The organism is Collinsella sp. TF05-9AC, from assembly GCF_003438495.1.
GTDB lineage: Bacteria > Actinomycetota > Coriobacteriia > Coriobacteriales > Coriobacteriaceae > Collinsella.
The window spans coordinates 36,873-49,370 of sequence record NZ_QSSH01000009.1 but is presented as its reverse complement, the minus strand read 5'-3'; the positions used below and the strand labels follow the sequence as shown (position 1 = coordinate 49,370).

Here is a 12,498-nt window from a genome sequence, read left to right as displayed (position 1 = left end):
ACAGAAAAACGCCCGCAGGATTTTCTCCTGCGGGCAGCGTGTTGTCAGCTATCCCAAGGCTTGTATTCTGTTACAGTTTTCAAATAGGTTTCGGGATCGCCGTTCAAGATAAGGTCTGCATACTCCAAAGGAGCGTTGTAGATCAAATAATCCAGCTCTGACCGCTGATACATATTGTCAGCAATCTCGTTCTCAACGACGATAGTGTCAATCGCAATCATACTGCCGTCGCTGAATTTCACTTCCACACAGCAATTATCCATATTGTAGGCACAAGATATTAAGGTTTTCATGGTATGTCCTCCATAATTCGTAATATAAAGCGAAAATCCCGTCTGACTTCCTGTTAGAAATCAGACGGGATTTGTCCGTATGCACCCCGGAAACCGTCAGCTAACAGTTGATAAGTAAATTAGTTCCTTATCACTGTTAAGCCAAGGATTACGAGCGTTTGGATGCCAGTGCGGGCAGACAGCAGCACCGACATGGCGAGCACGGGACCGAGCTCTCCCCACGTGCCATAGGCAAGGATGGAGTCGCCCACACGCGTGCCAGTGAGCGAGCGCTCACGCATGATGGGTACGAGCGTGCCGAGCGCCGTGGAAGTGAGGGCAAGCGTCACGGCGATACCGTCGAAATGACTGACCGAGAACCACGGGGTAAAGCGCACAGCAAGCCAGGCGATACCAAACGTGACGACCCACGTCGCCAAGCCGTAGCGGCCCTCGACGCCCGTGATGCTCTTGGGATCGATCTCAAAGCCGGCAAGCAGGAACAAAAAGGCCAGACCGAGCTCGGACACCAGCGAGACCTCGGCATCTACATGGATGACGCCGAGCATATGGGGTCCCAGCACCGCGCCGAGCACGAGCAAAAAGACCGTCTCGGGAATGGGCTTTCTGGGAATCGCCGAGGCGATGAAGGGGCTTGCAAAGGCCACGAGTGCGATGATGGCGAGCGAAACGAATGCCATGTGATGCCTTTCTCTTGTTTGCGCTTCACTGTAGCACCCTCGCCGTCCTCAACGCGCCGCGAGCTGTCGTATCATAGTGAGGTTTACAAACATGTGGCTCAAGGCGACCGCGAGGCTTGCCCCGTAAACCGACCGCTGCCACATACCGTACCGTACGTCCAACCGATCAGGAAGGCAGGAACCAATGGTCTCTCGTATCTACGTGGAGAAGAAACCCGGGTTCGACGTCGAGGCTCAGCAGCTCAAGGGCGAGCTGACCGAGATTCTCGGCATCAAGGGCATCGAGGCCCTGAGGATCATCAACCGCTACGACGTCGAGGGCATCGACGAGGAGCTCTTCCGCTCCTGCGTGCCGACCGTCTTTAGCGAGCCCCAGGTCGATGTGACCTATGACGAGCTCCCCGCAAGCGATGGCGCCGTCTTTGCCGTCGAATTCCTGCCTGGCCAGTTTGACCAGCGCGCCGACTCCGCCAGCGAGTGCGTGCAGCTCATCAGCCAGGGCGAGCGCCCCGCCGTGCGCTCCGCCAAGGTCTACATGATTTCGGGCGACTTGGACGAGGCTGCCATCGAGGCCATCAAGCACTACGTGGTGAACCCCGTCGAGGCCCGTATCGCCTCGCTCGATCTGCCCGAGACGCTGCACATGGAGACCCCCGAGCCCCAGCCCGTCGAGGTGCTCGACGGCTTCCGCGAGCTCGATGAGGCCGGCCTTGCCGCCTTTATCGCCGAGCGCGGCCTTGCCATGGACGAAGCAGACATCGCCTTCTGCCAGCAGTACTTCCGCGATGAGGATCGCGACCCCACCATCACCGAGATCCGCGTGATCGATACCTACTGGTCCGACCACTGCCGCCACACCACCTTCGGCACCGTCCTGGACGACGTGACGATCGACGACGCCGTGGTGCAGCAGGCCTTCGACCGCTACATGGAGATGCGCCACGAGCTCGGTCGCGACGCCAAGCCCGTCTGCCTCATGGACATGGGCACCATCGGCGCCAAGTACCTTAAGAAGACCGGCGTCATGACCGATGTCGACGAGTCCGAAGAGATCAACGCCTGCACCGTCAAGGTGAAGGTCGATGTCGACGGCGAGGAGCAGGACTGGCTGTTCCTGTTTAAGAACGAGACCCACAACCACCCGACCGAGATCGAGCCCTTCGGCGGTGCCGCCACCTGCGTGGGCGGCGCCATCCGCGACCCGCTCTCGGGCCGTAGCTACGTGTACCAGGCCATGCGCGTCACCGGCGCCGGCGACCCCACCGTCCCCGTTTCCGAGACGCTCGAGGGCAAGCTGCCGCAGCGCAAGCTCGTGACCACCGCTGCCGCCGGCTACTCCAGCTACGGCAACCAGATCGGCCTTGCCACTGGCCAGGTCAACGAGCTCTATCACCCCGGCTACGTGGCCAAGCGCATGGAAGTCGGCGCCGTCGTGGGCGCCACCCCGGCCAACCACGTGCGCCGCGAGTGCCCCGCCCCCACCGACAAGATCATCCTGCTGGGCGGCCGTACCGGCCGTGACGGCATCGGCGGTGCCACCGGCTCCTCCAAGACCCAGAACACCGAGTCCATCGAGACCTCGGGCGCCGAGGTTCAGAAGGGCAACGCCCCGGTCGAGCGTAAGCTGCAGCGCCTGTTCCGCCGCGGCGACGCCTGCCGCCTGATCAAGCGCTGCAACGACTTTGGCGCCGGCGGCGTCTCGGTCGCCGTGGGCGAGCTTGCCGACGGCCTGTATGTCGACCTGGACACCGTGACCAAGAAGTACGACGGCCTGGACGGCACCGAGCTCGCCATCTCCGAGTCCCAGGAGCGCATGGCCTGCGCCGTCGCCGACGGTGACGTCGAGGAGTTCATGGGCTACGCCGCCGAGGAGAACCTGGAGGCGACCGTTATCGCCGAGGTTACCGCCGAGCCGCGCATGCGCATGGCATGGAACGGTGTTGCCATCGTCGACCTGTCCCGCGAGTTCCTCAACTCCAACGGTGCGCCCAAGCACCAGGTCGCCCACGTGTGCGCCCGCAGCGTGTGGCAGCCCAGCTGGGCCGGCACCACGCTTGCCGAGCGCATGACCTCGCTCGTCACCGACCTCAACGTCGCCTCCAACAAGGGCCTGTCCGAGCGCTTCGACTCCACCATCGGCGCCGCGACCGTGCTCATGCCCTTTGGCGGCAAGACGCAGCTCACCCCGAGCTCGGCCATGGTCGCCAAGTTCCCCGTGGACGGCGAGACCACCACGGCGAGCGCCATGGCATGGGGCTTCAACCCCTACCTGATGGAAGCCGACCAGTTTGCGGGCGCCTACCTGTCCGTGGTCGAGTCCATCGCCAAGCTCGTGGCCGCAGGCTTTGAGCACAAGCGCGCCTACCTCTCCTTCCAGGAGTACTTCGAGCGCCTGCGCACCGAGGCCGAGCGCTGGGGCAAGCCCATGGCGGCCGTCCTGGGTGCCCTCATGGCTCAGGTCGACCTTGGCGCCGGTGCCATCGGCGGCAAGGATTCCATGAGCGGCTCGTTTGAGGACGAGGCCGGCGAGCTCAACGTTCCGCCGACCCTGATCAGCTTCGCTGTGGCCGTGGGCAAGGCGGCCCGCGCCGTCTCCCCCGAGTTCAAGGGCCTGACGCACCGCGTCGTCCGTATCGCCCCCGCCACCTACGGCGAGGATTACCGTCCCGACGCCCAGCAGCTGCTCGCAGCGTTCGACGCCGTCGAGGCGCTTACCGCTACCGGTGACGCCCTAGCCATCTCCACGCCCGGCTACGGCTGCGGCGCCGAGAGCCTCTTTAAGATGTGCGTCGGCAACCAGATCGGTATCGAGCTTGCCGAGGATGTGGACGTGGAGAGCCTCTTCGCCCCGCTCTACGGCAGCTTTATCGTCGAGCTCGCTGAGGACGCCGAGCTGCCCGAGGTCGCCGACGGCGTTGTCGTCGAGCCCCTGGGTACCACCGTCGAGGGTTATGTCATCGATACCGGCTCCGAGGTCATCGAGCTCTCCGAGCTCCAGGAGGCCTGGGAGAGCGGCATCGAGGGCGTCTTTGCCTACCGCAGCGCCGGCGAGACCGCCGAGGTCGAGACCATCGACTTCCGCACCAAGGATATCCATGTGTACGGTGGCGCCAAGATCGCCCGCCCGCGCGTGGTCATCCCCGTTTTCCCCGGCAACAACTGCGAGTACGACAGCGCCCGCGCCTTCCGCGCTGCCGGCGCCGAGGCCGACACCTTCGTGATCAACAACCTCACGCCCGAGGCCGTCGCCGAGAGCACCCATGAGCTCGCCCGCCGCATCCGTGCAAGCCAGATCGTCATGATCCCCGGCGGCTTCTCGGGCGGTGACGAGCCCGACGGCTCCGCCAAGTTCATCACGGCGTTCTTCCGCGCTCCCGAGGTCACCGAGGCCGTCCGCGACCTGCTCAAGGCCCGCGATGGCCTGATGCTGGGCATATGCAATGGCTTCCAGGCGCTGGTCAAGCTCGGTCTGGTGCCCTACGGTGATATCGTCGACGCCACGCCCGATGCGCCCACGCTGACGTTCAACACCATCGGCCGCCACCAGAGCCGTCTGGTGCGCACCCGCATCTCGTCCAACCTGTCCCCGTGGTTGTCGCAGTGCAGCCTCGACGACCCCTACACCGTCGCCATCAGCCACGGCGAGGGCCGCTTTGTCGCCAACGACGAGGTGCTCGCCCAGCTCATCGCCAACGGCCAGGTCGCCACGCAGTACGTGGGCGAGGACGGCAAGCCGAGCATGGATCTTTCCGTCAACCCCAACGGCTCCGCACTGGCCATCGAGGGCATCACGAGCCCCGACGGCCGCGTCCTGGGCAAGATGGGCCACGCCGAGCGTCGCGGCGACAACCTGTACCGCAACGTGCCCGAGCATGTCCCCGGCGATAAGTTCATGCCGATCTTTGAGAGTGGCGTAGCCTACTTCGCCTAAAACCATCCCATCGGGTACAATCCCATCGGGTAACAACACCCGCCACCGGCACATCCGGTGGCGGGTTCTTTTTTGCTTCGCGCATGTAGGAAGGACATCATGGAAAGCCGCAAGCCGTATCTCGCCACCCTGCCCGGACTCATCCTGGGCTGCCTCGTTTGCTGCGCACTCTGGGGGTCGGCTTTTCCCTGCATCAAGATCGGCTACACGCTCTTCGGCATCCCGGCACACGATAGCGCATCGCAGCTGCTCTTCGCGGGTCTGCGTTTCACCCTTGCCGGCGTCCTGGTTATCGTTGGGATGAGCGCGGCCCAACGCCGCCCCCTCGTACCGCAAGCGCGCGACATCAAGCCCATCTTTGTCTTGTCGCTCTTCCAGACTATCGGGCAGTACTTCTTTTTCTACCTGGGACTCTCGCGCGCCAGTGCCATGTCGAGCTCCATCATCGAGGCCAGCGCCAACTTCCTCGCAATCCTCTTTGCCGCCCTGGCATTTCGCACCGAGAAGCTCAATACGGCCAAGGTGCTTGGCTGCGTGTTGGGCTTTGCCGGCGTCGCGCTTGTCAACCTTTCGGGCGCAGATGGCACCTTTGGCTTCACGCTCGATGGCGAGGGCTTTATCCTAGCCTCCACTGTCGCGGGCGCTCTTTCGACCTGCCTGATCGGCATCTTCTCGCGCAAGCACGACGGTGTTTTGCTTGCCGGCTGGCAGTTTTTAGTCGGCTGCCTGGTCCTCACCGCCATCGGCTTTTTGATGGGCGGCACATTGTCCCCCACCGAAGTCGCCCCCGCCATCGCGCTCATCATCTACATGGCGCTTATCTCCGCCGTCGCGTACTCGCTGTGGTCCCACCTGCTCGCCGTCAACCCCGTCAGCCGCGTGTCGGTCTTTGGCTTTATGAACCCGGTCTTTGGCGTGCTGTTGAGCGCACTGCTGCTCGGCGAGGGCGCTGGCACGAGCCCCGTTACCGTCATCGTTGCCCTGTTGTTGGTCTGCGGCGGCATCATCATCGTCAACAAACCCAAAAAAGCCTAGCGAGCTCACCTTTTTAGGGAGGGCGTTTGCACACTTTAGCTTAATGGAATACATCGATGAGCTGAGGGCCGCCACGCACGCAAGCGTGCGACCCTTTTCCTAGCGTATCTGGATGCCGGCTTTCTTTTTCTCGGCCTTGACGCGGTAGAGCTCCGCATCGGCAGCGCGAAGTAAGTCTTGCCAGGTATCAACACTATCGCCGACCCGCGCGCAACCGATGGACATCCGCAATGCATACGGCACCTCGGCATGCGCGAGCTCGTCGTTGATTGTCGCGCACAGATGCATGATATCCTGTTCCGCCGCTGCCTTTTGGAGCACCACGAACTCATCGCCACCATAACGCGCGATAAAGCCACCAGACGCCGAGCAGACCTCTTTGAGCGCAGCGGATATTACCTGAAGAGCATGGTCGCCCTCCACATGTCCATAGCGATCGTTAATCTGCTTAAAGCCGTCAGCGTCCATCATAAGCAGATATACATCTTCGGCCTGATCCACATTTGAAAAGAGCGACAGCATATAGGTCTCAAAACGGTTGCGGTTGTTGAGTCCAGTCAACGGGTCAGTCGAGATCAGTTGCTCCTGGCAGATGATATAGAGCAGCAACATGCTAATCATTATGCCGACACAAAGGCCAGGCACCGAGTATACGATCTGAAAGGTACCGCCCACCAGAGCGGGAACCGCAAAAAAGGCGAGGGTGCGATAAATGGCCTTCTTTTGCAGGCTTTCGACTTTTCGAGCCTGAATAAAGGCATGCAAGGACGTATATATGACGTAGCAGTAGCTAACGATAGGCTGAATCATATAAAGCGCTCCGCGACGATATACGCCCCGCGCATCGATATAGAACATAGCGTGCGTCCAGTAGCTGGTAAATGCCAGAACGACCACCAATGCGGTTGGCAACGTTAAAAGTACCACCCTATAGGGCGTGGTCAGGAGCCGTGAGCCCTGCATCGTCTCGGAATAGAAAAACCAAATGAGGCACGCGATGGCGAACAGCGAAAACGAAACCGCGTTGGAAATCCAGTTGGCCGTGATGCCTACAGGAGTGCTCACGCCGTCCGAGAGCGTCCAGATCATATCGAAGAAAATGTAGGCAGCAGACGTGTAGCCCAGCATGCTAAACAAAAGCTGCTGGGTGCTCGAGAACAGGGAGCGACGGCTTCGTACGGCAAGTCCGATAAGAATAATCATGCATAGCAGGAATATCTCGATCTTGAGTGCCTTTACCACTAGACGCCCTCCCTTCAATATCCAAGTGGCCAGAATCGCCCAATTCGAATCTGGGCAACAAACACCCCCTACTCCGCAGGGGTAAGGGGAATAATAGCAGAGCGACCGAACGTCACTGCAAGACAGCTCTCGTTCGGGCGCTCAAACGGCGCGAGTTGCACGCCGGAATCATTGATGGGTATCGATTGCTACTCGCCATCGATGTCGGTCGCGACAGCCTCTTCGATGGCCTCGACACCGGCAGGCGACAGGTCTTCCTTGCTCTGGCAGAACTTCTTATCGACCCAGCCGGTCAGAATCGGGGCCATGATTGCCGTGATGATGACGGCAGTGGCGATCTGCGCATACGCGGTGGGCGCAAGCTCGGCATAGCGCGGAGCGACCTCGGCGAGGGCGACCGGCGTGGTCATGGCCGTGCCGGCAATGGTGGAACATGCCACAGCCGCCTTACCATTGCCGCCACACAGGCGCTCGAAGGCAAAGGTAATGGGACCGACGATAAAGAGCGTGATGAGGCCCAGCAGGATGCCCGAAATGCCACCGGCGATGAAGCTCGAAAGGCTCATGGACGCACCGAGCTGAAAACCAATTACAGCGATCGCGGGATTGGCGCCGGGAACCAGCAGGTTCTTGATAAACGGGAACAAGTTGCCCAGGACCATGCCGATAACAAGCGGCAGGATGGATCCGATGATGGTGCCGACGGGGATGTTGGCGAGACCCGAAACACCAAGGATGATCATCGTGACGGCGGGGCCGGCCGTAAAGAACAGGATACCGACAGCGCCCTGCTCGGACTCATCGCCGAACTCGCCCATGATGCCCGTATAGAGCGCCATGTTGCAAAACGTAATGCCGCCGATGATGGAAACCGAGCTCAGGCCTAAAAAGTTATCGTTAAAGAAGTACGCGACGCCCAGACCCAGCGCGGCTGCCACTACAAGCTTAGGAATCAGCACGACGATGCCGGTCTTGATGGCGCCCGGCGTGGACTTAAAGCTGATGCCGGCGCCCACAAACAGCAGGATCGCGGCGACGATGGTATTGGAGCCACCGCGGCAGGCAGCCGTAAAGAAGCCGCCGATCTCAAAAACCTGCGGGCAGAAGGTGTTGAGCAAAAGACCGACGATCATGGGATAGATCATGATGTCGCCCGGGATGCGCGGGACCTTGAATTACTTTTGCTCGTTGGCGGTTGCTTCCTGTGCCATGAAACCCCCATTTCCGCTGACGGGGTACAAAAGCCCACGTCACGCTTTGCTACAGTAAAGTTTGACCATGGTACCAGAAGAAGCAGACCGCCTCGGTGAGAAATTCGATTCGTTAGGCCGGGACGATAACGCGTCCTGCTCCTATACGAGGCTCAAAACGATATAGAACACGATGCCCGAAACGCAGCACCACAACATCGACTTTGTCTTGATTGCCACCGCCACGACGCCGGTGGCCGCAATCCAGGGAACCAAGGCAGGCCAGAGTCCCGCGTCGAACGCGCCGGGGCTCACCAAGTCGTTGGCGACCAGCGCGGCAAAGGCAGCGGGCGGGATATAGCCCAGGGCCTCGGTAATGCGGGGCGACAGGGTCCGCCCGCGCAAGGCGAACGCCGGCGCGATGCGAAAGAACGCGATAGCAGCCCACGACGACAGCCACAGAACCAAGAACTCGTTAACGGGCATCGCGGGCACCTCTTCCGTCAAATACTGCATCGCACGCCAACGCAATGGCAATGCCGGCCACGACGCTTGCCGGCACGGCAATATTCACGAGGCCCAAGAACTTGCATACGGCGACGGACACCGCGCTCGAAACCGCCGCGACGACGTTGCCGCGCGACAGCCGCTGCGAAAAGAGCAGGCAGATAAAGAGCGAGGTGCAGACAAAGGCTGCAACGGCGGTGGGAACATCGACAACGGCGCCGACGATGGCGCCCATCGTACACGAAACGCCCCATGTCGCGATGAGGATCACGTTGAGCACAAAGGACTCGCGCGGGCCCCAATCCTCCCCTTCAACCAACTTGGCAAGCGAGATGCCATATGCCTCCTCGGTAAGTGTCGCGGCAACAGCCAGCGTCTGACGCTTCGAGGCACCCGTCAGATGCGGCGCGATCGATGCCGAGTAAAGCGCAAAACGCGAGGAGATGGCGGCAACGCTCGCGATAATCGAAGGTGCCGGTACGCCCGCCAGCCAAAGATTGCAGATCATAAACTGGCCGCTGCCCGTCACAAACGTACTGCTCAGAGCAAAGACCATCCAGGGCTCCATTCCCGTCTGCCCCATGATCATTCCGCACGGCGCGCCTATCGCAACATAGGTAAGCATCACCGGCCAGACGATTTTAAAGATCCTAAGGACCATGCCACTCCCATTCTGGTAAGTCGTCTGCAGCGCGCCTCGCAACGCAGCAGAAATATCAACCGGTGGCAATAAAGTTCGCCTACAATTGCCACCGGATCGAAAGACACAACTTTTTAGGAAGTCATTATGACAGCTATCGATCGAGACCGGGCGCGCGCGGCCTTCAAAAGCTACACCGATGCCTACGACGCCACCAACCCACGCATCGCGCTCAAAATCGAGCATACGTACCACGTGGCCAAGGCATGCGATGCCGTAGCGCGCGAGCAGGGCTGGTCGTCAGAAGAAATTGACCTGGCATGGCTTTGCGGCCTGCTACACGATATGGGCCGCTTTGAGCAGCTGCGACGCTGGGACACCTTTAAGGACGCCGAGAGCATGAGCCATGCGGCGCTGGGCATCGAGGTCCTCTTTGGCGAGAATCCCGCCGATGCACCCGCCGTAACGAGCATCCGCGACTTTATCGATGACCCGGCAGAAGATGAGCTCATCCGAGCGAGCATTGCCTATCACAGCGATTTCCGTCTACCCGCGCAGCTCGACGAGCGCACGCGGAGCTTCTGCGATATCGTGCGCGATGGCGACAAGATCGACATTATGCGCACCATCGCCGACAGCACTGTCGACACTATCCTCAAGGTGGACGAGAAGACGTTTCTCGGCAGCCGTTTCTCGTCGCCGACACTTGCCGCCTTTGACGAGCACCGCTGCGTCGCACGCGATGAGCGCGATGAGCCCGCCGACTTCTTGGTGGGGCTTATCTGCTTTATGTTTGAGCTCGTCTATCCAGCAAGCCGCGCGCTGGCGCGCGAACAGGGCGATATCCACCGCCTGCTCGACGCGCCCTTTGGCATTACGCGGCCCTTTACCGACCCCGCCACGCAGGCAACTTGGAGCCGCCTAAAGGACGAGATGCGCGACTGGCTGGCGCGCGCCTAGCGCTCAAGCTGGGCCAGCAGCTCCTCGACGACCTCGACGGCGTCCCCAACAACCTTGTACTGGGCAGCACCGAAAATGGGGGCATCCGGGTCCTCGTTGATGGCGATGATGCACTCCGCCCCACCGATGCCGGCAAGATGTTGGATGGCGCCCGAAACACCGATACTCACGAGAAGCCTGGGCGAAACCGATACGCCCGTCTGGCCAATCTGGTGGCGATACTCCAGCCAACCCGCCTCCACGACGGGACGCGTGCAACCAAGCTCGGCACCCAGAGCCTCGGCGAGCCTTCGCATCAACGGCAGGTTTTTCTTGGAACCAATGCCGCGACCCACCACGACCAGGCGCTCGGCATTGGCGATCGAGGGCTGCTGTCCCCACTCCTCGGCGGGAATCGAGATCTCGACACGAGCCTTAGCATCATCCGCAAGCGATATCTGGGTGATCGTGCCAGAGCGGCCGTAGTCGAAGTCGGGAGCCTTAAAGATACCGGGGCGCACCGTTGCCATCTGCGGACGGTGGTTGGGGCAAATGATGGTGGCCATCAGGTTGCCGCCAAACGCCGGACGCGTCTGTTGCAGCAGTCCCGTCTCTGTATCCATCGAAAGTACGGTGCAGTCAGCCGTAAGGCCCGTCTGCAAACGCACGGCAACGCCGGGTGCCAGTTCGCGACCAAAAGCGGTCGCACCGTATAGGATGGCCTCGGGTTTGCGTTCGGCTACCAAATCGCAGATCAAGCGGGCGTAGACCTCCGCATCGTTTTGGCGCAGGCGCTCGTCGCGACAGGCCAGGACTTCGTCGGCGCCCGCGCAAACCAGATGCTCCAGGTCCCCGAGCGAGCCCTCGGGGCTCATGCCGACCAGTGCCACCAGACGGCAGCCGCGAGCATCGGCAAGCTCGCGCCCCTTGCCCATAAGCTCATAGGCAACGGGAGTCACCGTATCGTGCTCGTCGGTCTGCACGAAGACCCAAATGTCTCGATATGCATCAAGGTCCACCGCACCAGCGGCCTCGTCACACTCGATCGAGATAGCGTTGACAGGGCAGGCGTCGACGCACCCACCGCATAGGATACAGCCGTCGGTTACGCGGGCGCATCGGTTGGGACGCTCGCCCTCCACCACAATGCCGCCCGAGGCGCAGGCGCGAACGCAGCGACCGCAGCCGATACAGGCTTTGCTATCGATAATCAGTCCGCTCATCTATGCCATCCCCTCGATGATCTTGGCAAGTTTTGCCGCCTGCTCGGACGCCGTTCCGTCAACGGCCTCGCACGTTTGGTCACGGTCGGGCACAAACGAGCGCACGACCTGTGTCGGCGACCCGGCAAGACCGCAACGCGCGGGGTCGGCGTTCACGTCGGCGGCACTGACCACGCGCACGTCCGCCTCCTCCGCCGCGCGGATACCGGCAATACTCGGCATGCGCAACTGGCCAATCTCCTTGGCAGTCGTCATCGCGCACGGCATCTCAAGGTACACCGTCTCCTCGCCGGCATCGCATCCGTGAACGAGCGCCAGCGAGCCACAGGTCGTAAAGCCCGCGCTCCGCACGCAGCTCACGTCGGTCACGCAGGGAATCTCAAAGGCACCGGCAAGCTCGGGACCAATCTGGGCCGTATCGCCATCCACCGCCATCTTGCCGCAGATGAGCAGGTCGAAGTCCTCGTCGAGCGCCTCGATGCCGCACTTGAGGGCATAGGTGGTTGCCAGGGTATCGGCACCTGCAAAGGCGCGATCGGTCAGCAGCAGCGCGTCGTCGGCGCCTCGAGCGATGCAGTCGCGCAGCAGCGACTCGGTCGCGGGGATGCCCATCGACACCACCGTCACGCGCACATCCATGCCAAAGCCGATAAAGTCGTCCTTCAGCGCCAGCGCGCATTCCAAAGCGCTCGCGTCAAAGGGATTAATGACCGCCTGCTTACCATCGCGCACGATGGTATTGGTCTTGGGGTCCATCTTGACCTCGGTGCTTCCCGGCACGGCCTTGACGCACACCACCATATGGAAATCGCTCATCT

11 protein-coding genes are annotated in these 12,498 nt (G+C 61.4%); 3 read left to right on the top strand and 8 right to left on the bottom strand.

Annotation, left to right across the window (positions count from 1 at the left end; genetic code table 11):
- Positions 1-44: 44 nt before the first annotated feature.
- Both DXC52_RS04185 and DXC52_RS04180 read right to left on the bottom strand, forming a co-directional pair.
- Positions 45-293, bottom strand: coding sequence for a DUF6061 family protein (locus DXC52_RS04185; protein ID WP_033121501.1), 249 nt, complete (start codon positions 291-293; stop codon positions 45-47).
- 119 nt (positions 294-412) lie between these two features.
- Positions 413-973 (bottom strand): cation:proton antiporter, encoded by a 561-nt coding sequence (locus DXC52_RS04180; RefSeq protein WP_233504807.1) that lies wholly within the window; start codon positions 971-973, stop codon positions 413-415.
- Between the two features lie 184 nt (positions 974-1,157).
- On the opposite strand from DXC52_RS04180, the gene DXC52_RS04175 reads away from it, so the two are divergent.
- Positions 1,158-4,904: a phosphoribosylformylglycinamidine synthase gene (locus DXC52_RS04175; protein WP_117746262.1), complete on the top strand. Its 3,747-nt coding sequence runs from the start codon at positions 1,158-1,160 to the stop codon at positions 4,902-4,904.
- A 99-nt stretch (positions 4,905-5,003) separates the two neighbouring features.
- Positions 5,004-5,939: a DMT family transporter gene (locus DXC52_RS04170; protein WP_117746261.1), complete on the top strand. Its 936-nt coding sequence runs from the start codon at positions 5,004-5,006 to the stop codon at positions 5,937-5,939.
- Between the two features lie 99 nt (positions 5,940-6,038).
- On the opposite strand, the gene DXC52_RS04165 is transcribed toward DXC52_RS04170, so the two are convergent.
- The 4 genes from DXC52_RS04165 to DXC52_RS04150 form a co-directional block, all read right to left on the bottom strand.
- Positions 6,039-7,181 (bottom strand): diguanylate cyclase, encoded by a 1,143-nt coding sequence (locus DXC52_RS04165; RefSeq protein WP_117746260.1) that lies wholly within the window; start codon positions 7,179-7,181, stop codon positions 6,039-6,041.
- Between the two features lie 188 nt (positions 7,182-7,369).
- A complete protein-coding gene (locus tag DXC52_RS04160) occupies positions 7,370-8,341 on the bottom strand; it encodes a 2-keto-3-deoxygluconate permease (RefSeq protein ID WP_255413395.1) in 972 nt (323 codons plus the stop codon).
- A 192-nt stretch (positions 8,342-8,533) separates the two neighbouring features.
- Complete coding sequence (locus DXC52_RS04155) at positions 8,534-8,857, bottom strand: AzlD domain-containing protein (RefSeq protein WP_117746259.1); 324 nt, start codon at positions 8,855-8,857, stop codon at positions 8,534-8,536.
- Complete coding sequence (locus DXC52_RS04150; RefSeq protein ID WP_158554587.1) at positions 8,847-9,539, bottom strand: AzlC family ABC transporter permease; 693 nt, start codon at positions 9,537-9,539, stop codon at positions 8,847-8,849. Before DXC52_RS04150 ends, DXC52_RS04155 begins: the two co-directional genes overlap by 11 nt.
- 126 nt (positions 9,540-9,665) lie before the next feature.
- Between DXC52_RS04150 and DXC52_RS04145 the strand changes: the two genes are divergently transcribed.
- The gene (locus DXC52_RS04145; protein WP_117746258.1) at positions 9,666-10,478 is read left to right on the top strand and encodes an HD domain-containing protein; all 813 of its coding nucleotides are present in this window, start codon (positions 9,666-9,668) and stop codon (positions 10,476-10,478) included.
- Here DXC52_RS04145 and DXC52_RS04140 read toward each other — a convergent pair.
- Both DXC52_RS04140 and DXC52_RS04135 read right to left on the bottom strand, forming a co-directional pair.
- Positions 10,475-11,680 (bottom strand): electron transfer flavoprotein subunit alpha, encoded by a 1,206-nt coding sequence (locus DXC52_RS04140; protein ID WP_117746257.1) that lies wholly within the window; start codon positions 11,678-11,680, stop codon positions 10,475-10,477. The genes DXC52_RS04145 and DXC52_RS04140 overlap by 4 nt on opposite strands.
- On the bottom strand, positions 11,681-12,496 hold the full coding sequence (locus DXC52_RS04135; protein WP_117746256.1) for an electron transfer flavoprotein subunit beta/FixA family protein: 816 nt from the start codon (positions 12,494-12,496) through the stop codon (positions 11,681-11,683). It abuts the gene before it with no gap.
- Positions 12,497-12,498 lie beyond the last annotated feature (2 nt).